General features: G+C 68.9%; 31 protein-coding genes and 1 pseudogene. 15 read left to right on the top strand and 17 right to left on the bottom strand.

What is annotated here, in order from left to right:
- The first annotated feature begins 63 nt into the window (after positions 1-63).
- From BAY60_RS19640 to BAY60_RS19615, 6 genes are all read left to right on the top strand, one after another.
- Positions 64-324 (top strand): SHOCT domain-containing protein, encoded by a 261-nt coding sequence (locus tag BAY60_RS19640; protein ID WP_245992687.1) that lies wholly within the window; start codon positions 64-66, stop codon positions 322-324.
- A complete protein-coding gene (locus BAY60_RS19635) occupies positions 317-703 on the top strand; it encodes a BlaI/MecI/CopY family transcriptional regulator (RefSeq protein WP_245992686.1) in 387 nt (128 codons plus the stop codon). The genes BAY60_RS19640 and BAY60_RS19635 overlap by 8 nt, the downstream gene beginning before the upstream one ends.
- Positions 704-808: 105 nt before the next feature.
- Positions 809-1,741 (top strand): cytochrome c biogenesis CcdA family protein, encoded by a 933-nt coding sequence (locus tag BAY60_RS19630; protein WP_112282519.1) that lies wholly within the window; start codon positions 809-811, stop codon positions 1,739-1,741.
- A complete protein-coding gene (locus BAY60_RS19625; protein ID WP_112282518.1) occupies positions 1,731-2,459 on the top strand; it encodes a peroxiredoxin family protein in 729 nt (242 codons plus the stop codon). Before BAY60_RS19630 ends, BAY60_RS19625 begins: the two co-directional genes overlap by 11 nt.
- The gene (locus BAY60_RS19620) at positions 2,456-2,719 is read left to right on the top strand and encodes a glutaredoxin family protein (protein WP_112282517.1); all 264 of its coding nucleotides are present in this window, start codon (positions 2,456-2,458) and stop codon (positions 2,717-2,719) included. Before BAY60_RS19625 ends, BAY60_RS19620 begins: the two co-directional genes overlap by 4 nt.
- Before the next feature lie 17 nt (positions 2,720-2,736).
- Entirely contained in the window at positions 2,737-2,922 is a 186-nt protein-coding gene (locus BAY60_RS19615; protein ID WP_112282516.1) for a hypothetical protein, read from the top strand.
- A 67-nt stretch (positions 2,923-2,989) separates the two neighbouring features.
- On the opposite strand, the gene BAY60_RS19610 is transcribed toward BAY60_RS19615, so the two are convergent.
- Entirely contained in the window at positions 2,990-3,769 is a 780-nt protein-coding gene (locus BAY60_RS19610) for a cytochrome c biogenesis CcdA family protein (protein WP_112282515.1), read from the bottom strand.
- Between the two features lie 173 nt (positions 3,770-3,942).
- Here BAY60_RS19610 and BAY60_RS19605 point away from each other — a divergent pair, with 173 nt between their 5' ends.
- Positions 3,943-4,902 (top strand): M56 family metallopeptidase, encoded by a 960-nt coding sequence (locus tag BAY60_RS19605; RefSeq protein ID WP_112282514.1) that lies wholly within the window; start codon positions 3,943-3,945, stop codon positions 4,900-4,902.
- Positions 4,903-4,922: 20 nt separating this feature from the next.
- Here BAY60_RS19605 and BAY60_RS38615 read toward each other — a convergent pair whose 3' ends face one another.
- From BAY60_RS38615 to merA, 4 genes are all read right to left on the bottom strand, one after another.
- Positions 4,923-5,102 (bottom strand): hypothetical protein, encoded by a 180-nt coding sequence (locus tag BAY60_RS38615; RefSeq protein WP_112282585.1) that lies wholly within the window; start codon positions 5,100-5,102, stop codon positions 4,923-4,925.
- Entirely contained in the window at positions 5,038-5,685 is a 648-nt protein-coding gene (gene merB / locus BAY60_RS19595; protein ID WP_112282513.1) for an organomercurial lyase MerB, read from the bottom strand. Before merB ends, BAY60_RS38615 begins: the two co-directional genes overlap by 65 nt.
- A gap of 106 nt (positions 5,686-5,791) precedes the next feature.
- Positions 5,792-6,244 carry a MerR family transcriptional regulator gene (locus BAY60_RS19590; protein ID WP_245992685.1) on the bottom strand — a complete coding sequence of 151 codons (453 nt, stop codon included), beginning with the start codon at positions 6,242-6,244 and terminating at the stop codon, positions 5,792-5,794.
- Positions 6,241-7,656 carry a mercury(II) reductase gene (gene merA / locus BAY60_RS19585; protein ID WP_112282511.1) on the bottom strand — a complete coding sequence of 472 codons (1,416 nt, stop codon included), beginning with the start codon at positions 7,654-7,656 and terminating at the stop codon, positions 6,241-6,243. Before merA ends, BAY60_RS19590 begins: the two co-directional genes overlap by 4 nt.
- Positions 7,657-7,774: 118 nt before the next feature.
- Here merA and BAY60_RS19580 point away from each other — a divergent pair, with 118 nt between their 5' ends.
- Positions 7,775-8,152 carry an ArsR/SmtB family transcription factor gene (locus BAY60_RS19580; RefSeq protein WP_342769780.1) on the top strand — a complete coding sequence of 126 codons (378 nt, stop codon included), beginning with the start codon at positions 7,775-7,777 and terminating at the stop codon, positions 8,150-8,152.
- 187 nt (positions 8,153-8,339) lie between these two features.
- Positions 8,340-8,564 carry a hypothetical protein gene (locus tag BAY60_RS36810; RefSeq protein WP_146771044.1) on the top strand — a complete coding sequence of 75 codons (225 nt, stop codon included), beginning with the start codon at positions 8,340-8,342 and terminating at the stop codon, positions 8,562-8,564.
- Positions 8,565-8,689: 125 nt separating this feature from the next.
- Here BAY60_RS36810 and BAY60_RS37210 read toward each other — a convergent pair whose 3' ends face one another.
- The 11 genes from BAY60_RS37210 to BAY60_RS19530 form a co-directional block, all read right to left on the bottom strand.
- A complete protein-coding gene (locus BAY60_RS37210) occupies positions 8,690-8,851 on the bottom strand; it encodes a hypothetical protein (protein WP_170160474.1) in 162 nt (53 codons plus the stop codon).
- Positions 8,851-9,729: a class E sortase gene (locus tag BAY60_RS19570; protein WP_425466480.1), complete on the bottom strand. Its 879-nt coding sequence runs from the start codon at positions 9,727-9,729 to the stop codon at positions 8,851-8,853. The genes BAY60_RS37210 and BAY60_RS19570 overlap by 1 nt, the downstream gene beginning before the upstream one ends.
- A 191-nt stretch (positions 9,730-9,920) precedes the next feature.
- A complete protein-coding gene (locus BAY60_RS19565) occupies positions 9,921-10,559 on the bottom strand; it encodes a TlpA family protein disulfide reductase (RefSeq protein ID WP_112282508.1) in 639 nt (212 codons plus the stop codon).
- Complete coding sequence (locus BAY60_RS19560) at positions 10,556-11,371, bottom strand: tetratricopeptide repeat protein (RefSeq protein ID WP_112282507.1); 816 nt, start codon at positions 11,369-11,371, stop codon at positions 10,556-10,558. The genes BAY60_RS19565 and BAY60_RS19560 overlap by 4 nt, the downstream gene beginning before the upstream one ends.
- On the bottom strand, positions 11,368-11,850 hold the full coding sequence (locus BAY60_RS19555; protein ID WP_112282506.1) for a cytochrome c-type biogenesis protein: 483 nt from the start codon (positions 11,848-11,850) through the stop codon (positions 11,368-11,370). Before BAY60_RS19555 ends, BAY60_RS19560 begins: the two co-directional genes overlap by 4 nt.
- Complete coding sequence (locus BAY60_RS19550; RefSeq protein ID WP_112282505.1) at positions 11,843-13,816, bottom strand: heme lyase CcmF/NrfE family subunit; 1,974 nt, start codon at positions 13,814-13,816, stop codon at positions 11,843-11,845. The genes BAY60_RS19555 and BAY60_RS19550 overlap by 8 nt, the downstream gene beginning before the upstream one ends.
- A complete protein-coding gene (locus tag BAY60_RS19545; RefSeq protein WP_112282504.1) occupies positions 13,813-14,229 on the bottom strand; it encodes a cytochrome c maturation protein CcmE in 417 nt (138 codons plus the stop codon). Before BAY60_RS19545 ends, BAY60_RS19550 begins: the two co-directional genes overlap by 4 nt.
- Positions 14,226-14,348 carry a hypothetical protein gene (locus tag BAY60_RS38355; RefSeq protein WP_281272740.1) on the bottom strand — a complete coding sequence of 41 codons (123 nt, stop codon included), beginning with the start codon at positions 14,346-14,348 and terminating at the stop codon, positions 14,226-14,228. Before BAY60_RS38355 ends, BAY60_RS19545 begins: the two co-directional genes overlap by 4 nt.
- A gap of 6 nt (positions 14,349-14,354) precedes the next feature.
- Positions 14,355-15,080 carry a cytochrome c biogenesis protein CcsA gene (ccsA, locus tag BAY60_RS19540; RefSeq protein ID WP_245992684.1) on the bottom strand — a complete coding sequence of 242 codons (726 nt, stop codon included), beginning with the start codon at positions 15,078-15,080 and terminating at the stop codon, positions 14,355-14,357.
- Complete coding sequence (locus BAY60_RS19535) at positions 15,077-15,766, bottom strand: heme exporter protein CcmB (protein ID WP_112282503.1); 690 nt, start codon at positions 15,764-15,766, stop codon at positions 15,077-15,079. Before BAY60_RS19535 ends, ccsA begins: the two co-directional genes overlap by 4 nt.
- Positions 15,763-16,443 (bottom strand): ABC transporter ATP-binding protein, encoded by a 681-nt coding sequence (locus BAY60_RS19530; RefSeq protein ID WP_112282502.1) that lies wholly within the window; start codon positions 16,441-16,443, stop codon positions 15,763-15,765. Before BAY60_RS19530 ends, BAY60_RS19535 begins: the two co-directional genes overlap by 4 nt.
- A gap of 122 nt (positions 16,444-16,565) precedes the next feature.
- Here BAY60_RS19530 and BAY60_RS19525 point away from each other — a divergent pair, with 122 nt between their 5' ends.
- The 4 genes and pseudogenes from BAY60_RS19525 to crgA all read left to right on the top strand — a co-directional run bounded on the left by BAY60_RS19525 (position 16,566) and on the right by crgA (position 18,641).
- Positions 16,566-17,306 (top strand): cytochrome c biogenesis CcdA family protein, encoded by a 741-nt coding sequence (locus BAY60_RS19525; protein ID WP_112282501.1) that lies wholly within the window; start codon positions 16,566-16,568, stop codon positions 17,304-17,306.
- Between the two features lie 36 nt (positions 17,307-17,342).
- Positions 17,343-18,005, top strand: a complete 663-nt coding sequence (locus BAY60_RS19520; RefSeq protein ID WP_112282500.1) for a TlpA family protein disulfide reductase — start codon at positions 17,343-17,345, stop codon at positions 18,003-18,005.
- Positions 18,002-18,265: pseudogene (locus tag BAY60_RS38610) on the top strand (DUF2231 domain-containing protein); the annotation flags it as partial. The gene BAY60_RS19520 and the pseudogene BAY60_RS38610, both read left to right, overlap by 4 nt.
- A 109-nt stretch (positions 18,266-18,374) precedes the next feature.
- On the top strand, positions 18,375-18,641 hold the full coding sequence (gene crgA / locus BAY60_RS19515; RefSeq protein WP_112282499.1) for a cell division protein CrgA: 267 nt from the start codon (positions 18,375-18,377) through the stop codon (positions 18,639-18,641).
- A 1-nt stretch (position 18,642) separates the two neighbouring features.
- On the opposite strand, the gene BAY60_RS19510 is transcribed toward crgA, so the two are convergent.
- On the bottom strand, positions 18,643-19,332 hold the full coding sequence (locus tag BAY60_RS19510) for a thioredoxin-like domain-containing protein (RefSeq protein WP_245992682.1): 690 nt from the start codon (positions 19,330-19,332) through the stop codon (positions 18,643-18,645).
- Between the two features lie 234 nt (positions 19,333-19,566).
- Here BAY60_RS19510 and BAY60_RS19505 point away from each other — a divergent pair, with 234 nt between their 5' ends.
- Both BAY60_RS19505 and BAY60_RS19500 read left to right on the top strand, forming a co-directional pair.
- Positions 19,567-20,586: a multicopper oxidase domain-containing protein gene (locus BAY60_RS19505; RefSeq protein WP_112282497.1), complete on the top strand. Its 1,020-nt coding sequence runs from the start codon at positions 19,567-19,569 to the stop codon at positions 20,584-20,586.
- A partial coding sequence (locus tag BAY60_RS19500) for a hypothetical protein (RefSeq protein WP_211330399.1) occupies positions 20,583-20,866 on the top strand: 284 nt, incomplete at its 3' end. The genes BAY60_RS19505 and BAY60_RS19500, both read left to right, overlap by 4 nt.

Here is a 20,866-nt window from a genome sequence, read left to right as displayed (position 1 = left end):
GACCGCGGGCGAAGCCCTGACAACTGGCGACACCGGACTACTATGTGAATTAGTCGAAGGGAGATGATCCGCGTGGTGGACGGCATGATGGGCATGGGCTGGTGGATGCTGCTCTGGGTGTTGGTCGTGCTGGCTGTCCTCGTTCTGTTGGCGGTAGGCATCGGGTGGCTCGTTCGTGCGCTCACGGACCGAACGCGGTCCGCGCCGGCGGAGGACGCCGCTGAACTCGAACTGCGGCGACGCTACGCGGCGGGCGAGATCGATTGCGATGAGTACTTCAAGCGACGCGACGACCTGACACAAGGACGGAGCACTCGTGGCTGATCGGCGGACGACACGGCAGTTCGGCGAGCTCGAGGCCGCGATCATGGAAGTACTCTGGGCACGCGACAGCCCGGCTCCCGTCCGCGACGTCGTTGAGGCACTACGCCCGACCCGGTCATCGGCCTATACGACCGTGCAGACGGTGATGGAGATCCTCCACCGCAAGGGCTGGCTCGCACGCGAGAAGAACGGCCGCGCCTACGAGTACTGGCCGCTCACGTCGCGCGAGGAGTACGCCGCACGGCTCATCGATGACATCCTGTCCGAGACGCCCGACCGCACGGCCGTGCTGGCCAGGTTCTTCTCCGAGATGGACCCCGTGGAGGCCGCCAAACTGCGCCAGGCTCTCGGCGGACCAACACCAGGGCGCGAGTCCTGATCCGTCGCAGCTGAGCTCCTCCCCACCGGGTGGCCCCGGCTTACCCTATGCCCTATGCTACTAAACAACTTAGTTGCTTAGTAGCTATGAGGGAACGGGCGGTCGATGCGGGAACTCCTGTTGGGCACCACGCTGCTCGCGGCCTTCGCCGGTGGTGTGGTCGCCCTGCTCGCGCCGTGCTGCGTATCGGTGATGCTGCCGGCATACCTGTCCTCGGTGTTCCGCCGCCGGGGAGGCACGATCGCCGCGACAGCGGTGTTCGCGCTGGGCGTGGCCACGGTGATCGTGCCGATCGGGCTGGGCGCCAGCGCGCTCGCGGCCGCGATCGTCGGGCAACACACCCTCGTGTTCACCATCGGTGGTGGCGCCATGATTCTGGGTGGTCTCGCGGTCCTCCTCGGCTGGCGGCCGCGGCTGCCGGTGCCCGGAGGTGGCGCCCCGGCCGGCCGGGGCGTTGGTTCGGTCTACGGGCTCGGGGTCTTCTCCGGAGCCGCGAGCTCGTGCTGCGCGCCGGTGCTCGCCGGCGTCGTCATACTCGGGGGCGCCACCGCCTCGTTCCCCGCCGCGCTGGCCGTCGCCGGAACCTACGTGGCCGGCATGATCGCCCCATTGATGCTGCTGGCCTTCCTGTGGGACCGCCGCGCCGCGAAGAAACCCAGCGGCTGGTTGGACGGGCGGCGGGTACAACTGCGCTGGGGGCCGTTGCATCGCGAGCTTCCGCTCGGCTACGCGCTGGCCGGCGGGCTGCTGATCGTAATGGGCGCCCTGACGGTCGTCCTCGCCTTCACCGGCACCGCGATGCCGTCCAGCGGCTGGCAGGTCCGGCTGTCCGCCGACATCCAGCACGCCGCGTCCTGGGTGACCGACCGGCTGTCCTGGCTACCGGGATGGGCATTCGCCGTGATCCTGCTCGCCGCTGTCGTGGTGCTGCTGCGCCGCGCCCGCCGAACGAAGCCGAAACCCGCGTCCTCCTCGTGCTGCACTCCAGCCGAGTCGCCGAAGCCACCCACCACGGAGGTCACCATCGATGAGTCGTAGCACCGCCACCCGACGCGGCCGGGGGCGTGCGCCCTCGCGGACGCCGGTGCGGCCCGCCCGGCGCCCTGATCCGGCTCGACGCAGGGACGCCATCCGGGCCGGGGCCATCGTCCTCCTGGTCGTCGCCGGCCTGGTCACGCTGTTCATCGTGTACAAGTCGTCGTCCGAGCCAAGTGCCGCCGACGGCACGACCTCGGCGACGCAAGGCAGCAGCCAGTACCCCTTCGCCGTCGGCAATCCCGGTCCGGGTGAGCGGGCTCCCGGCTTCGAGCTCGCGTCGAGCTTGGGAGGAACCATCAGCCTCGAGGATTATCGGGGCAAGAACGTCCTCGTCTATTTCCAGGAAGGCCTGATGTGCCAGCCGTGCTGGGACCAGATCACCGACCTGGAGCGCAACGCCGAGAAGGTCAAGGCCGCCGGTGTCGACACGATCGTGTCCATCACGACCGACCCCGTCGACCTGATCGCCCGCAAGACCCGGGACGAGGGCATCACCACGCCAGTGCTGTCCGACCCGGACCTCGCCGTGTCCCGTGCTTACGAGGCGAACAAGTACGGGATGATGGGCGAGGAGCGCGACGGGCACAGCTTCATCCTGGTCGGCCCGGACGGTACGATCCGGTGGCGCGCGGACTACGGCGGTGCCCCGAAGTACACGATGTTCCTGCCAACCGAGGCGCTGCTGGCCGACCTCACCGCGGGGCTGAGCAAGCCGTGAGCACCACTGTCACCCTGCTCACCCAGCCCGACTGTCACCTGTGCGAGCACGCCAAGGATGTGCTCGCACGCGTCGCGCGCGACCATCCACTCGACGTCACCGAGATCGACCTGCGCACCACCGAAGGCCGGAGGCTGGCCGACGGAGCCGGGGTGTCGTTCGCCCCGGGAGTCCTGTTGGAGGGTCGGCTTTTCGCTCACGGGAGGCTGTCCGAGCGCAAGCTGCGCAAGACCCTTGACCGCGCAACCAGAACTACGTGATCACGCCGGGAGTCCCCATGGATTCGCTCTACCTGCTCGCATTGCTCGCCTGCCCCGTCGGCATGGGCCTGATGATGTGGTTCATGATGCGTGGCCGGGCAGTCGGCAGCACCGAGAACCCCGACCAGCACAACGAAGTCGCCCGGCTGCGGGCCGAGGTGGACAGCCTGCGCGCACGAGACCAGCACGAGAACCGGCCCTAATCGCGGAATCCTCATGGGCTCGCACTGGGATCACCGGTGGACGCACTGGGATGGCCAACCGTGACCGTCAGATCGGTGTGGTGAACCCTGCGATGGGGCCACGCAGCGAGGCCACCAGCTCGCCCCACAGCCCGGTCACCAGTAGCAGACCCACGGCCACCAGCATGACCCCGCCAGTGACCTGGACCGCTCGCTTATGCCGTCGCAACCAGCCCGTCGTGCGAACCGCCCACTGCGCGCCGACCGCGAGCAGGATGAACGGCAGTCCGAGCCCCAGACAGTAGGCCAGCACCAGGACGATTCCCCTGGCGGTAGTCGAGCCCACCTGCGTACCGCTGGCCAGAGCGATGACACCGGTCAACGTCGGACCCAAGCAGGGCGTCCAGCCGAGGCCGTACACGGCACCCATGACCGGGGCGCTGGCGACGCCGCCGCGCGGCAGGCGGTGCAGTCGCACGTCACGCTGCAGCATCGGCACCAGCCCGAGGAACACCAGGCCCATGCCAATCGTGATCACTCCGCCGATGCGCTGCAGCAGCGCCTCGTTACCCAACAGGAAGTCGGCCGCGCCCAGCACCGTGACCACGGCGGCAACGAAGACGACGGTGAACCCGAGCACGAACAGCAGGGCGGCCCCGGCGACCCGCCACCGCTCTGCCCGCGCTCTGGCGTCGTCCGCATCGACAGGGGGCGCGTCCGCGCCTGTCAAGCCCGCCAGATAGGCCAAGTACCCTGGCACCAACGGAACACAGCAGGGCGAGGCGAACGACACCGCCCCGGCGGCCACCGCGACCAGGGCGGCGAGCAGGATCGGGCCGGAGATGACAAAATCGGTGAGGCCACTCACGAAAATTCCACAACGCCGTTTCGTATCATCCTGAACTTACTAATCGCCGTAGTAGCGTAGTTGATGGCGCGCCTCGTCGCCGCGGCGCGTACCCCGAGACGGACCCAACAGGCCAGGGAGGGCCACGTGCGTGTATTCGGTGCATCGGACGCAGACGACGGCGAGGAACGGCCATGAGCGTCGCGGTCTGCCTGGTGCTGTACGGCTTCACCGTCGCAGTGTTCGGGCCACGCCTGCTCGCCCGCCTGACCCGCGCCGGAGTGACGCCCCGTCTTGGCGTGGCGGTCTGGCTCATCACGATCGGCAGCGTCGTGCTGTCGTGGGTCACCGCCGCCGGGTTCCTGGCCGTCGAACTCGTGAACGATTGGAATCGCCCCGGCCACCTCCTCAGCGCGTGCTTCGCCGCGCTACGGGATGTCGCCCTCGGGCGTTACGGCTTCCCGGTTCAGCTCGGTCTGCTCGGTCTCACCATCGGCGCCGCAGCTGCCCTTGTGGTGCTGGCCGGCAAGCTCGCCCGAGCACTGCTCAGCGCGCGAACACACACCCACCAGCACGCGCGGATGGCACGCATCGTCGGGCACCGCGTGCCTGGTCAGGACGTGCTGGTCCTCGACGCGCCGGAGCGCCTGGCGTACTGCGTCGCGGGCCGCCCGCACGCCATCGTGGTCACCAGCGCCGCGCTGGACGCGCTCGGGGAACGCCAGCTCGACGCGGTTCTGTCTCACGAGCGGGCGCACCTGGCCGGGCGGCACCACCTGCTCGTGGCGGTCACCCGCGGACTGGCCGTGATCCTGCCCAGAATCGAGCTGTTCACCACCGGGGCGCGCCAGGTCGCTCAGCTGTTGGAGATGTGCGCCGACGACGTCGCGGTGCGCTCCCACGGCGCCCGCACGGTGCTCGAAGCCCTGCTCGCATTGTCGAGTCCCGGCCGCCTGCCAGCTGGGGCGCTGGGCGCGACCGGCGTCGGCGTGCCGGCACGGGTCGAACGGCTTGCCGCGCCGCCTGGCGCAGTCCGGCGATGGCGCAGCCGCCTGCTGCTGACGGCCGTCGCGGCGCTGCTGCTCGCCGGCCCGGTACTCACCGGATTGTTCACCACAGCGGGCCTCGCCCTGTGCGGGTCGGTCATGGGCTGACCCGCCGTCGACGCGAACAGTCAGCCGTCGTCGACCGCGACCTCGTTGAAGGGCAACATCGGCTCCAGCCACGGGAAGACCCACAACATCAGCAGCGCGATCACACTCGTGACGAGTAGCGCCGCGGTCGCGGGGCTAGCAGCAGAGGTGCGTGTCGCTTTCGCCCAGCACGCGCTCGCTGATCGGGCGGAGTTGGTGATAGGCGTCGGCGACCGGTAGCACGGTCCCGCCGGGGTGCTGCGCGAGCCAGTCGCGAGCGGCGTCGGCGGTGGCGAAGAAGCGGCCGGGGTTGCAGATGGTGGCGCGTACCCGTGTGAGGGCCAGTTCGTCCGGGCTGGGGATGGAGATGACGGCGGTGGCCGGATCGAGGTCGGTGACACCGGATACGGGGTCGACTGTCATGCGGATCGGCGTACCTGTTGTCGGGCAGGGTGATTCGACTTGTGCGGCGGTGCCGATGATGGCTGGGAAGAGCAGCGTGTCGGCCGCGCACCAGGCGTACATCGGGTGGCCGTGCACGGTGAAGCGATGGGGTGTCGGGTTCAGCGTGAGACCCCAACCGACGATGCGGCGTTGGTCGTCATATTCGATGTCCTGTGCGGCGGGTGCGGATTCCACGGCGGCGGCGCTCACGTCGGCTGCCGTCGCGAGCTGGGTGACCGTGATGGGTTCGCCGTGCGCGAGCAGCCGCAGCGCTGCGCGCATCAAGCTGGTGCCGGTGGTGGCGGCGTCGGTGCCGAACAGCTTGTCGGCGAGGTCGGTGGCGAAGTGGTTCGTGGTCATCTGAGTGTCCCTTCTCGCAGCCGCGCGACTTGCTGCTTAGGCGGCGCGGTGCATCCGTCGTTCGAGCCGGTTGTTCCGACGCTAGGGTCGACCACCGGTGGGAGGGTCAAGCCTCGTGCTGGCTCGATCGCGGGTTCGCACCCCACGGATTGGCTACGGCCCGGCCCTCCAGGGCGGCACGGTGGCGACGCTCGAAGTTCTCCACGCGCCACCGCAGCTGTTCCAGCTCGCGGATCCGGGTCTCGGTGCGGGCGCGGACGCGGTGCAGCATTTCGGCGAGTTGCGGACCGACCAGCTGGCAGCCGTCGGCGTGGCTGTTGGCGAGGTGCTGGATCTCGGCCTCGGTCAGGCCCAGCGCCCGCAGGGTCCGAATGACGTCCACGCACCATAGGGCGTCTTCGTCGAAGAGCCGGTATCCGGCAGGACTGCGGCCGAGGGTGTAGATCAGGCCCAGGTCTTCGTGTCGGCGCAGCACCTTCACGGGCACGCCGGTCCGCTGGGCCAGGTCGCCGATCGTCATCGTCTGGCGCTTGGGTCGGCGCCGGTGGGGGCTGGTCATGACGCGCAGCAGGACAGTGTGGACACGTCGCGGGTGAAGGTTTGCGCGGCGAGCTTGAGGCCTTCGGCCATGGTCAGGTACGGGCACCACAGGTCGGCCATCTGCCGCACAGTTATGTTATTCGCGAGGGCATAGACGGCAGTAGCGATCACATCCCCGGCACCTTCGGCGATCACGTGCGCCCCGAGCAGGCGGCCGGTGTCGCGGTCGGCGACGAGTTTGATCAGGCCGTGAGTGTCGCGGTTGACCAGCGCACGCGGCACGTACTCCAGCGGCAGCACCCGGCACTCGCACGCGTAGCCCTGCTCGACCGCCTGGGCGTCGGTCAACCCGGCCGCGGCGATCGCGGGGCTGGTGAAGGTCACCCGCGGCAGGTGGTGGTAGTCCAGCGTCCGCCCCGCGTTGTCGAAGGCGTTGTCGGCCACCAGGGTGCCGTGGGCACCCGCGACGTAGACGAACTGCGGATGGCCGGTGACGTCCCCGGCGGCCCAGATGCGGGGGTTGTCGGTGCGCAGGTGCTCGTCGACCACGACCTCGCCTCTCGTGCCGACCTTGACCCCTACCGCGTCCAGGTGGAGGCCGGCGGTGACCGGGCGGCGGCCGGTGGCCACCAGCAGTTGCTCGGCTTGTAGCTCGGCGGGCTGGCCGTCGGTGCCGGTGACCGCCACCCGGTAGCCGGTGGTGTCGCGGTCGGTGCGGGTGATGGTGGCGGCGGTGACCACGCCGATGCCTTCGCGGGTGAACACCTCGGCGATCGCCGCGGAGATCTCGGGTTCCTCGAACGGCGCCAGCCGGTCGAGCGCTTCCACCACGGTGACGTCGACGCCGAGTCGGTTCCACAGCTGGGCCTGTTCCAGGCCGATCGCGTTGCCCCCGATCACGATCATCGAGGCGGGCAGGGTGTCGAGTTCCATCGCGGTGGTGGAGGTCAAATAGCCCGCCTCGATGAGCCCGTCGATCGGTGGTGCCCACGGCGTCGATCCGGTGGCGATCAGGTGATGCTGCGCCTCCACGCGCCGCGCCGGTCCGCCGCCGGACGGCGTGACCTCCAGGGCAGGGCCGTCGGCGAAACGGGCCGTGCCGGACACGATCTCCCAGCCGTACTCGGCGGCCAGATCGGTGTACTTCTCCGCGCGCAGCGCGGTCAGCAGATCCCGTTTGGCCTCGATCAGCCGGGGCAGATCGACCCCGAACGGGGTCACGCCGATGCCGGGAAACCGGCCGTCCAGGCTGACGTGGCGCGCCTCGGCGGCGGCCAGCAGCGCCTTCGAGGGCACGCACCCGGTGTTCACACACGTCCCGCCCACCGTGGCCTGTTCGATCATCACCACCGTGCGGCTCTTGGTGCGTGCCGCGATGGCCGCGGCGAACGCCGCCCCGCCCGAACCGATGACTGCCAGGTCATACCCCATCCCTAGGTCCCCTTCCGATCAGCCGCACCAGACGTATTCGCTCTAGCGGATACAACCATGCTAGCCTTATATTCGCCAATTCGGATACATGAGGGCCCCGGCTGGAGGACGATCCCACGTGAGCGAGCTTGCGAGCGAGACACCGCAACCCCAGGCGACGCTGCTGCCTACCGAGGTGGGTGGGGTGGAGCTGGTGGCCAAGTTCTTCCGTGCCCTTGGTGATCCGGCCCGGCTGCGGCTGCTGGAGTTCCTGCTCCACGAGGAACACACCGTCACCGAGTGCGTCGCGCATCTGGGCCTGTCCCAGGGCCGGGTCTCCACGCACCTGGGCTGTCTGGCCGACTGCGGCTACGTGCAGGTCCGCCGCGCCGGCCGGTTCGCCCACTACCGGGTCACCGACCCCCGCGTGGGCGAGTTGGTGATGCTGGCCCGGTCCCTGGCCGCGGACAACACCTGCGCGCTGGCCGCCTGCCTGCGCATCGACCACAGCGCCTGAAATCCGCAGCGCCGGGTCCACCTGGGCTACCTACCCGACTCGATCACCATGTTCGGCAACATGATCACCGGCGCTGGCCCCATGAGCGACCCACGCCCGCTAGCTACACCCTCGGCGCGCTCTACCACTTCTTCAACGGCATCTCCTTCGCCCTGGTCTACTCCATCCTGTTCGGCCGCATCCCCTGGTGGGGACCGCTGCTGTTCTCCGTAGCCTTCGTCGAGGTCGGCATGATGACCCTGCCACCCATGGCCCCACATTCGGGCCGTTCGGCCTCGACAAGTACGACAGCCTGGTCAACGGCTACTTCCTCACCACCCTGCTCGCCCACGCCGCCATGGGCATCGCCCTCGCCGCCGTCATCCACACACGAGCCCGCAACCGCGGCCTCCTGCTCACCAAGCTCCGGTAAGCCGCACCCGGTGCGCAGGCGAAAGCCCACAAGCGCGCCGGCCCGGTGTTCACCGGATTATTCACCGCAGCGGGCGTCGCCCTGTGCGAGTCGGTCATCGGCTGACCCGCCGTCGACGCGAACAGTCAGCCGTCGTCGACCGCGACCTCGTTGAAGGGCAACATCGGCTCCAGCCACGGGAAGATCCACAACATCAGCAGCGCGATCACACCCGTGACGAGTAGCGCCGCGATCGCGACCCTCGCGGTCACCGGGCCCGGAAGGTGCCGCCATATCCACGCGTACATCAGGCCTCCCCGATCCTGCGCAGCAGGTCCCCGTACCCGGCGCCCGGTTCCTTCTGGAACTCTTTCGTCAGCACCGCGTGGATGATCATCCGCAGGCGGGCGGAGAACTTCGGGTGGCAGGTTGTGAGCGTAAGCAGGGATGCCCGCGATGCCGCGGGCAGCGCGTCTCCTGACTGGTACGGCACCGGCGCCACGGCATCACGCCGGTCCGGTGTGACGATGACGCGCCCGAATGTCGCGCCATACGGGCCGCCGTCAGCCACCGAGGGGTCACGCAACGTCGGGACATTGACGCACTGGGACTCTCGCCCCTGGTCGCCTTCCCAGCTGCCCGTCTCCTCCTTCATCGGCAGCACGCGGTATACGAAGAACCGGTCAGCGGTCTCGATGACGATCGCGTCGCACGAGTTCAGCAGGTCCAGGTCGTTGAATGGGGCACCCTTGCCCACCCGGTGGCCCGCGACCGCGAAGTTGCCTGGCTCGCCAGGTAACGCCGTGTCCTTGTAGTGGCCAGGGCCGATCTCCAAGGTCGCGGCGTCGACGCCTTCCTGAATCGTGAACGTGTAGTCCGCGCCGAAGGACGGGATGTAGATCCGCGCGAATGCCTTGCCCTCGATCGGCTCGGTGCGGACATGCCGGCCGTTGGACCAGCGGTCGTCGAGCTCTGCGCTGGCCTCGCGCTGCTTCCCGGCCGAGACCCAGTCCGTCACGTACACCTCGTACACGACGAAAAGCAGCACGACGATCCCGGCGGTGACCAGCAGTTCACCGAAGGTACGCACGGTCTTGCGAACAGCACCGTCCGGTGGTGCCGACGGTCTCGGCACTGTGATCGGCAGCGTGCCCGAATGGGACGTGAAGTCGAGGCCGGTGAGCACCTGCGTCTCCGCTTCCTCATCGCGCGGCACGGGAGCTCCTCTCGGACGTCAGGCGATGCCCGCCAACCACCGAATACTACTATCACTGCTAGTAGATTCTCTGCGGGACGCCCAGACCTGCGCAGGTCACCTCTCGTGAGTGTTTAGCCGGGTTAGAACCCGGCTCTTCACTCACGACCGGTGACCTGACCTCACCTGCCAGGTGCGGGTTGGACGGAGCCCTCCGTACGCGAACGCGGCGTGCGGCCGGCGAGGACCTCGTCGAGGGATGTCGAGAGCAGCTGGTAGCTGGACGGTCCGGCGATCTTGCCGACAACGGTTCCGGCACGGTCGATGAAGAAGGTCTCCGGGACGCCGAATACGCCGAAGTCCAGCGCTAGCTTGGAGCCGGGGTCGGTCACGTAGCGGTAGGCGGACGGATCCCCGCGCCCCATTTCGTCGAGAAAGCGGATCGCGGCGCCGCGCTGGTCCTGGTAGTTGACGCCGACGAACACGACGCCCGCGGCCCGGTAGTTGTTCGCCGCCGACACCAGCGCTGGGTGCTCTTCCCGGCAGGCCACGCACCAGGAGGCCCAGAAGTTCACGACGACGATTTGGCCGCGCAGATCGGCCAGTGACACGGCCCCGTCGCCCTCCAGGTTGGGCAGGTTCGCGGCCGGAGCGGGCTTGCCGATGAGTGGGCTGTCGACCAGGGTGGGGTCTTTGCCCAGGCGGCTGCCGAAGATCGCGCCGACACCCACCGCGACGACGACAACCGCGAGGGCGATCCAGCGCACACGCCGCCACTGGCGAGAACGACCTGACGCGGCAGTGTCGTGGGTGGTGGTCATTGGCCGCCTGCCTGTTCGGCGACCCTGATCAGCTGCCGCACCTGCTGGCGAAGGTCCGCGTCGAGGTCGCCGCGCTGGGCGAGCGGGCGCAGCACGGCGAGTGCACCGGCCGGGTCCTTGCGCCCCTCGAGCAGGATGTTCGCCTTGAACCACAACGCATCCTGCATGGTCGGGGCGATGGCCAGTGCCTGGTCGACGAACCGCAACGCCGCGTCGGTCCGGCCCATTTTGAACAGCAGCCACCCGGCACCGGCCTGCACCTCGGGATTGCCCGGGTCCTGCTTGAGCGCCACACCGTAGTGCTCGGCGGCCTTGTCGTAGTTGCGCTTCTCCAGGTAGCGGCTGGCCAGGGCGAGCCGCATCCCGACGACGGTGGGGTTGGCCTTCACCACCGCTTCCATCTCTGCCTCGCTGACGGTCGACAGGTCGCGCGGCGCCGGTGCCGGGCTTGCGGGTGCCGTCCCGGTCGGTGTCTGGGCCACCTCGTTGCCCGTGACGAACCCGCCGTCGGGCCGGGTCGCCACGTACTGGGGAAGCACCACGGCGGCGAACACCGCCGCAGCCGCTGCGGCGACGTAGGCGACGATCCGGGCCCGGGACCGCCGGGGCGTGCGCGAAGGTTCCTGCTCCTCGATGGACGGGGCCGTTTCCAGGGCGTCGATCGCGTGCGCGGCGGCCGCCTCGTAGCGGCGGCGCAGCTTCTCGGCGGCTTCCTTGGGGATCTCGTTGTCGGCGACCTGCCGTTCGAGGTCGACGATGTCCCGCAGGGCTTGGTCACGCCGCTGTTCAAGCAGCTCTCGAACGGTGTTCATGGCGTGACCTCATCGTCGACACGGGATCGGGCTTGCTCCACGGCCCGTCTCACCTGGTCACGCTCCTCGCTGGTGAGCGACTCATCCTGAGGCGGGCGTCGGCGCAGCAGGACCAGCACGGCACCGCCGATCACGACTGCGGCGACCGGCAACATCCACAGGGCGAGGGTCGATCCGCTCGCCGGCGGGTCGAGCAGCACCCAGTCGCCATACCGGGCGCGGAAGTAGTCGATGATCTCCTGATCACTGCGGCCGGCGGCGACCTGGTCAGCCACCACGGCGCGCATGGCTTCCGCGGTCTCCGACGGGGACTCCGCGATCGACACGCTCTTACACACCGGACAGCGCAGCCGCTGCTCGAGCTCATAGGCGCGATCCGGCGTCCCGGGGCGAGCGGTGAGCAGACCGACGACTGCCACGGCGAGCAGCGCGACGATGGCCAGCGCAAGCCCGGCTTGGAGCAGTCTGCGCCTACGCATCCGCCATCACCGGCTCCGCGGTGTTCTCGGCTGCCGGGCGGCGGGTCCGTCCGCTCAGGGCCCAGAACCCGCCGGCCGCGGCCAGGGCGCCGCCGACCCACAGCCAGGCCATCAGCGGGTAGCGATAGAGGTTGAGCGAGACCTGATCATCACCGAGTTGCGCGAGGGCGACGTAGATGTCCCGGGTCGGGCCGCTCCACACCGCGGGCTGGCCCACCGCCTGGGTCTGGTTGTTGAACCTGTTCAGCCGAGGTTCCGCGGTCCAGGCGACCTCGCCGTCGGCGCGAAAGACGATGTGCGCGTCGCGGATCAGCCGGTCCGGCTGTGCGTGCTCCTCGCTGCGTTCGAAGGTGAGCGTGTACCGGGCGAACTCCACAGACTGTCCACGGTCGACGATCACCGTGGCTCGTGTGGCGAGCGCACCGGAGACGGCGATGACCACGGCCACCACGGCCACGCCGATGTGGGCGAGCTGCCCGCCCCAGTAAGCACGCTGCCCGCGCAGCACGCGCGGGACGCCCTTGTGCCGTGGCTTCGGCGCGGTGACGACGAGCTGCCGCATGCTGGCCGCGACGATAGCCACGGCGATGCCGGTCACCGCGACGACCCCGGGCGAAGAGATGCCGCCCAGCAGCACCACGGCGGCCGCAGCTGCGCTCGCCAGGAGCAACGGGACCCGCAGCCGGGTCCACAAAACGCCCAGTGAGGCGTGCCGGTACGGGGTGAACGGACCCACGCCCATTGCCAGCAGCAGGGCGAATGACAGCGGCACGGCCATCCGGTCGAAGAACGGCCGGCCCACCGACACCTGGTCGCCGGTGAGGGCCTCCACGACGATCGGGTAGAGGGTGCCGCTGAGCACGACGAACGCGAACAGCGTCAGCAGCAGGTTGTTGGCCAGGAACACGCCCTCGCGGCTGGCCAGCGACTCCGGGCGGGCCAGAGAGGCGACGCGTTCGCCGCGCAGCGCGAACAACGTGAAGCCGACAGCAAGCACGAGGACGAGGAAACCCAGGAAGGCCGGGCCCACCCCGGATTCGGTGAAGGAGTGCACCGAGGCGACCACGCCGGAGCGGGTGAGGAACGTGCCCAGGATGGTGAGCGCGAACGTGGCAATGACGAGCACGAAGTTCCACGCCTGCAGCATGCCGCGCTTGACCTGCACCACCGCTGAGTGGATGAAGGCGGTCGCCACCAGCCACGGGATCAGCGCGGCGTTCTCCACCGGGTCCCACGCCCAGTAGCCGCCCCAGCCGAGTACCTCATACGACCACCACGCGCCTAGCACCAGGCCGGCGGTGAGGAAGCTCCAGGCCACGAGGTTGGCTCGCCGGGTCCGGCGCAGCCACTCCACTCCGCCCTTGCGCAGCAGCAGCGCGGACATGGCGAAGGCGAACGGCACGGTGAACCCGACGAAACCCAGGTAGAGCAAGGGAGGGTGGAAGGCCACCATGACGTGGTCGGCCAAGATCGGGTTCGGGCCCGGCCCGTCGGCGGGCGGGTTGGGCAGGATCTTGAACGGGTTGGCCACGGTGGACACCAAGCCGAAGAAGAAGATACTCACCAGGCCGAGCACGGCGAGCGCGCCGGTGCCCAGCCGGTCGTCGGTGCTGCGCACCTGCCGCAGCACCGCAGCCGTGTAGCCGGCGAGCACCAGTGCCCACAGCACGATGCTGCCGCCCAGCGCCGACCACGCGCTCGTGATGGTAAAGAACAGTGGTGTGGCGCGGGAATGCGTCTCGGCCACATAGGACATGGCGAAGTTGTCGGTGAGCAGCGCGACTTCCAGCGCGGTCATCGCGAGCACGGCACCGCCCACCATGCAGCCCACGGCGAAGCGCAACTGGCTGCGGCGCACCGCGCTCGGTCGGCGCTGCGCGCGGAAACCGAATACGCTGAGCACGAACGAACCGGCCAGCCCGAGCAGGATGCCCACCCACCCGGCAGCCGGGGTCAGCACGGTCATGGGGTATCGCCTCCGGAGTCCGGCGGCTGGTAGTTCTCGTCGTGCTTGACCTTCATCGTGTCGGAGACGAACTCGCCGCCTTGCCAGGAACCCTCCAGCACCACACCGATTCCCGCCTGAAACAGCTGCGCCGGCGCGCCATGATGTTCCACCGTGACCGAGGGGCTGCCGGGCTCGGTGCCGGAGGCGACCACGAACCGCAGCCCATCCTGCGTGCGGACCACGGTGTCCTTCTCGACGAATCCGCCGAGTTGGAAACGCCTGCCGTCGGGGAAATCTGCCCGCTGGTCAAGGGCCTCCTGCGGTGTCAGGTAGTACACGAGGTTGTCGTTGAGGTTGCCGAAGAACAGCACCCCGGCCAGGATCGCCACCACGCCGACACCGGAGAACGCCAATAGCCGGTACCGCTTCACGGCCGCTCCCCCGCCCGGCGCCGAACCCGCACCCACCGGCGGACCAGCGACGCCACGTACCCGGCGATCGCCACGAGGGCGACGCCGTACCCGAGCAGAACCCATGACCATTGGGACATCGGCGTCTACGACCTCTCCAGACGGGGAGCCAGCACGGCGCTCCCGGCCAACTCCTGCCCTTCGCCAAGCGGCGCCGTCTCCAGTTCCTCCTCGACGGCCGCCAGCCTCGTCCGCGCCCGCAACAGGAGCAGGTACAGCAGCGTGAATGCCAGCACGTTGAGCAGCAGGGTCGCGAGCATCACGTGATCGATGCTGGGATCGCCGGGCTTGAGGACCGTCGGCGGCTGGTGCAACGCCCGCCACCACACCACGGACATGTGCACAATCGGCACCTGAACGAACGCCACCACACCGAACACCGCCGAGCGCCGGGCCCGTGCCGTGGGATCGAGGGTGGCGCGCCGCAATGCGAGGTACCCGAGGTAGACGAAGAACATCACCGCAGTAGTGACAACCCGCGGGTCCCACGTCCACCACACACCCCAGGTCGGCTTGCCCCAGATCGACCCGAGCGCAATAGCCAGACCGGTGAAGAACACGCCCACCTCGGCGCTGGCCGCGGCAACCCGGTCGTAGCGCATCTGGCGCCGCCACAGCCAGGCGACGCTGCTGCCCAGGGTGACCGCGAAACTCAGGTAGGCCAGCCATGCCGCCGGAACGTGGATGTACATCAGGCGTTGCAGGTTGCCCTGAACCCGATCGGGTGGGGCAAGCATGGCCGCGACCAGCCCCGCCGAGAGCGCCACGGCGACCGCGATGGTCAGGCGACGTCCGAACAAGATCCGGCTCATGCCGACTCCTCCAATTGCCGCGCGGCCAGCCCCAGGGCCACCGTGACCAGCAGGTCGACCGTCAGGACGAGCAGCAACCATGCCCACGGCTGACGGCCATAACGCGCGGCGTCCATCGTTTGCGTCGCGCCCACCACGAGTGGCGCCGCCACGGGCACCACAAGCAACGACCCGAGAGTGGTCCGCCCCGCGAGCCCGTGCGCGAGCGCACCGGCCAGCGTGCCCAGCACCGCCAAGCCGACCGCCACGAGCGGGAGCAGGAGCGGCAGCCAGGGCCAGCCGGAGAGGTCCGGGTCGTAGAGCACCACCGCGACCGGCGCGAGCAGCAGTTCGAACGCCAGCAACAGCACCGTGTTCGCCGCCGCCCGCCCGGCCAGCCGGACCGCCGGGTGCACGCCGCACAACCGCAGCACCGCGAGTTGAGCCGGGTCGTCAACCGCGCTCTGCCGCAGCGCGACCAGCACCCCGAACAGCAGCACCACCACCCAGTACAGGCCCGGCCCGACCTGCCGCAGCAGGGGCGTGTCGCTGCCGACCGCCAGCGGCACGAGCAGCAACGCCACCGCCCCGAAGGGGGCCGTTACCAACAACGCCTCACCCGCGCGCAACTCCAGCCGCAGATCTTTGCGCGCCAGCTCCACACACTGCCGGACCGGGCCAGGTGCCGCGGACAGCGCATGCGTCATGCCGGCACCTCCTCGCCCGCGAGGAGAGCCTGTCCACCGCTGATCTCGACCAACCGATCCGCCACGCCGCGGAGCCTTGGCTGGTCGTGCGAGACCACCACGCTCGCGCCGGCACCGTCACGGACTCGCTCCACGACGGCTTCGACCAGGCTGATCGACGCCTTGTCCAGGCCCGCGTGTGCCTCGTCCAGCAGCAGCAACCGGGGCTGGCTGAGCAGGACCCGGGCCAGTTCCGCGCGTCGCAGCATTCCTTGTGAGCACACCTCGGCGCGCCGGTCGACGGCCCGCGCCAGGCCGACCGCCTCGAGCGCCTCGTCGGCGGCCCGCTCGCGGCGCCCCGTCAGCCTGGCCAAAAAGCGCAGGTTCTCCCCCAGCGTCAGCCGCGGATACAGTGCCGGTGCGTGCCCGACCAGCGCGATGCCCGGGCGCACCGCGAAACACTCGTCGGTGCCCAGCTCGGCGCCCAGAACCCGGCCGTACCCACCCGCCAGCGGCAGCAACGTCGCCAGCACCCGCAACAGCGTGCTCTTGCCCGAGCCGTTCGCCCCCACGACGCCGATGGACTCCCCCGCCGCGATCGTCAGGTCCAGGCCGCGCAGCACGGAGACTCGCTCGACGTCGACCGCGACGTCCACCAACGTCACGACGTTGTCGTTATCGGACACTGTGCTCGGCATAGTCGGACTCCGGACACGCGCTCACGCGCAAGCTGATTACTATCTATGATCGTAGGTTACGGGTTGAGGCCGACCACCCCGCAAGGGGGTTGACAGCAGCGGCGAAACGGAGGTCGAGGCGCGTGGAGCTCTTCGCACTGGTGTCGCTGGCACTGGTTGCCGGGCTCGTCTCGTTCACCTCGCCCTGCACGCTTCCGCTGTTGCCCGGTTACGTCTCGTACGTCTCCGGACTCTCTCGCCGCGCGCCCGTCGGCGAGCGGCTGCCCGTGCGGGAGCGCCGTAGAACGCTGGCGGGTGCGGGGCTGTTCGTCGCCGGGTTCTCCGCGGTGTTCACCACCCTGGGCGCGACCTCGTCGGCTCTCGGCTTCCTGCTCGCCAGCAATCTGCGCGTGATCAACATCGTCGGCGGGACATTGATCATCGTCATGGGCCTGGCGACAACCGGCCTGATCAAGATCCCGTTGCTGCATCGCCAATTTCGGTTCGACCTCACCCGCTTCGGGCGCGGCCCGGGCGGAGCCCTGCCGCTGGGCGCGGCGTTCGCGTTCGGCTGGACTCCATGCGTGGGACCGGTGCTCGCGTCGATTCTGGCCACCGCCGCGAGTACCGCCACCGTGAGCCGCGGAGCGCTGCTCCTGCTGGCCTACTCGCTCGGCCTCGGCCTGCCGTTCCTGCTGCTGGCCTCCGGGCTCGCCCGCGGCGGGACCGGCTTCGGCTGGCTGCGCCGGCACGCACGCCGGATCGAAATCGTGGGCGGGCTGCTGCTCGTCACGATGGGCGTCGCCGTGCTCACCGGAGGCTGGACCGCGCTGATGAGCAGGATGCTCGCATTCTACGCCCGCCTCGGCTGGCCACCGATCTGAGTCTACTATCATTGTTAGTAGACATGGAGGTGGCGGATGACGAGTGCCGGACGGTGGACCATCGTCGTGGTAATCCTGGCCGTGGCGGGCATCATCGCGCTCTGGCCACGGGGTGGCAACGAGGACACGGATGGCGGGCCCGTCGACTTGAACACCCTCTCCTCGCTGCCCGCAGCCGGTCCACCGGAGGAGGATGCCGCACTCGCCCCACTGCGGGAGCGCGCTGCCATGCGGCCCTGCCCGAGCCCCTCCCCCGACGCGCCCGCGCCACGAGGTCCGCTGGCCGGTGTCAGCGCCCCCTGCCTCGGCACGCCGGGCATGGTCGACCTCGGTACAACCCTCGCCGGAAAGCCGACACTGCTCAACTTCTGGGCCTCCTGGTGCGTGCCCTGCCGCGAGGAGATGCCCGTCCTCGCCAGCTACGCCGCGCGCCCTGGCTCGATCCCGGTGCTCGGCGTCAACGTGAAGGAGCAGGCCTCGGCTGGGCTGGAGTTCATGGCCGAACTCGGCGTCACCTATCCCTCCCTCTACGACGGCAACGAGGCCGTGCTGAAGGCCCTGCGGGTTCCTCCGGTGCTGCCCGTCAACTACCTCGTGCGGCCGGACGGCTCCGTGGAGCGCATCACCGACCCCCTCGTCTTCCGCAGCGCGGACGAGGTGCAGGGCGCGGTCGATCGCATGCTGGGGGAATCCCCATGACGGCGCGGTCGCGGCTTCGGTTGCATCCCCTCCTGGTCAACGTGCCGATCGGCTGCTGGGTGGCCAGCCTCGTGTTCGACATCGCATCTCGGTTCGCGGCCGAGCCCGGTTTCCTGGTGAGGGGCGCGTACTGGTTGATCGGCATTGGGCTGGCGGGCGCGATCATCGCGAGTATCTCCGGGCTCATCGATGTCCTTCCTATTCCCTCGAACACGAAGGCGCAGTCGGTGGCGATGGTCCACTTCGGTCTAGTCATGACCGCGATCCTGGTGTACGGCCCGCCCTCACCGGCGGCTCACTCGCGCATCGTCACGCGGTCGCCTTCACATCCTCGGATCGGCCGCATCACGAGACACGCGAGGAGTAAACATGCCCAAGTCGAGGACTCGCAAGAAGGCCGCATACACCCCGCCGCCGAATCGCCGCACGCCTGTCAAACCGCGCGCGGCCGGGCCATCCCACCCTATCTACAAGGGGGTCATGTTCGGCCTGATGCTGCTCGGGCTCGGCTGGATGGCCGTGTTCTACATCGCCGGTGACGAAATCGAGTTCATGTTCGAGCTCAGCAACTGGAACTTCGTTGTCGCCTTCGTCTTCGGTGTCACGGGGCTACTGATGACGTTGCGCTGGCGGTAGCTCACCCATTGACCGGCACGGCATCAGGTCCAGGCGGCGCCGGGTCGAAGGCCGGCGGATTGCCGACGTCGAACTGGCCAGGCGCGGCCTGGCAGGTGGCCCCCGGTTCGGGAGCGGTGTAGCGATTGCCGGCGAGCGCCTGAATGAACTGCTCGATGCGGGCGTCGCGGACGCCGCCCACCTTCAACTGGCGGCCCCACGCCTGGAGCGAGACGGCCTCGTCCAGGCCGGGGTGGGGCGACAGCATTGTGTACTGCCGCCCGGACACCTTCTGCTTCAGCGCGTCCAGGTCGGCTCCGGCGACGCTGTCCGGGTTGTAGGCAACCCACACCGCGCCGTGCTCGAGGGAATGCACGATGTTCTCGGTACGCACAGGCGTCGAGTACACCGTGCCCGTGCATTCCGCCCACACTCCGTCGTGGGCGCCGCCGAACGCCGGATTCCGGTCGTAGGCGACCCGCTGGGTGACCTTGATGTGGTCGCGGCTCGAATAGTCCTTCGTGACTACGCCGGCGATCTTCGTGGAGGGATCCTGATTGTCCTCCGACGGCCTCCAGGCAGCGAGCGCTTCCACCCGCTCGTTCTTGGCCGACAGCTTGATCATGGCATAGCCGAACACGACCCCGGCCAGTGCAAGAATGGCGATGGCCGCCGCTATGGTGCCCCACGGTTTCGGCTTGTACGTCACCACCGCGGAGCCTTGCCGGCTGGCCCTCGCCTTACGACCACTCGTCATACCTGCCCCAACCCTCTGACACCTGGACGTCATAGTACGAGTCTCGATAGTAGAAGCGCGCGACCGCTCGACGTCACCTGCCTCCCCTTGTATTCGGAGGGGCATACGCATAAGTTAGGCTGGCCGAAATTGAGGATTCTCCCTTACGAAGAGAGCTGGTGGGCCGGTGTCAGATGGCAGGAGTAGCTGATGCGCGCCACGTCGCGGCGGCGGTTTCTTCTCGGCGGGATGCTCGCGGGCACCGCAGGCGCGGCCGCGGGGGTCCAGAGCGCGTTGGCGGCCGCGCCAGAGCCGAAAGCCGCACAGCCCGGCGGCGGCGTGAACGGTCCGACCTTCCGCGAGGCCAGCACCGTCGATCATCGGGCCAACGGCTTCAACCCGACCGAGATCCTCCGCGACTTCGACTACGGCCGCGTGTCCCGGCTCCCAGACGGCCGGGTGCAGCGCGAGTGGGAGATCTTCGCCGCCGACGAGGAGATCGAGGTCGCCCCGGGCGTGCGGTTCCCCGCGTGGACGTTCAACTCGCGCGTCCCAGGCCCGACGCTGCGCTGCACGGAGGGCGATCTGCTGCGGGTGAGGTTCACCAACGGCTCCGCCCATCCGCACACCATGCATTTCCACGGTATCCATCCGGCGGAGATGGACGGTGTTCCCGAGGCCGGTCCCGGTGTCATCGAGCCCGGCCGGAGCGTGGTTTATGAGTTCGATGCCCAGCCGCTCGGGCTGCATCTGTATCACTGCCATGTCGGGCCGCTGGCCGAGCACATCGCTCGCGGCCTGTACGGCACGTTCATCGTCGACCCGAAGCCAGGCCGCCCGCCCGCCGACGAGCTGGTCATGGTGATGCACGGCTACAACACCACCTTCGACGCCGAAGGCAACCAGCTCTACGCCGTCAACGGCATCCCGTTCCATTACATGCACGAGCCCATCCAGGTCAAACGGGATGAGCTGGTCCGGATCTACCTGGTGAACACACTGGAGTACGACCCGATCAACAGCTTCCACCTGCACGGCAACTTCTTCCACTACTACCCGACCGGCACCAGCCTGCAACCCGCCGAGTACACCGACACGATCATGCAGGCGCAAGGCCAGCGAGGCATCTGCGAGGTGCGGTTTCCCCATCCCGGCAAGTACATGTTCCACGCGCACAAGAGCGAGTTCGCCGAGCTCGGCTGGATGGGCTTCTTCGAGGTCACCGAATGAGCAACCCGCGAATGGCCACACTACGGTCGTGGGCTCCCACGATCGCGACCCTCGCCATCGTCGCCATCGTGCTCATCGCATTGGCCATGCTCGGCGGCCGCACACTGCCCGAACGGCAAGGGCCACCGATCGAGCAGCTCGCCGTGGAACGCACCGAACTGACCCCCGGGTTCATCGCGCTCACCGTGCGCAACACCGGCCCCGACCCCGTCCAAGTCGCCCAGGCCTTCGTCAACGACGCCTACGTCGACCTCACCGGCGGCGAACAACCGATCGAGCG

The sequence above is a fragment of the Prauserella muralis genome (genome assembly GCF_003202285.1).
GTDB lineage: Bacteria > Actinomycetota > Actinomycetes > Mycobacteriales > Pseudonocardiaceae > Prauserella_B > Prauserella_B muralis.
This window is presented reverse-complemented; position numbering and strand designations above follow the sequence as displayed.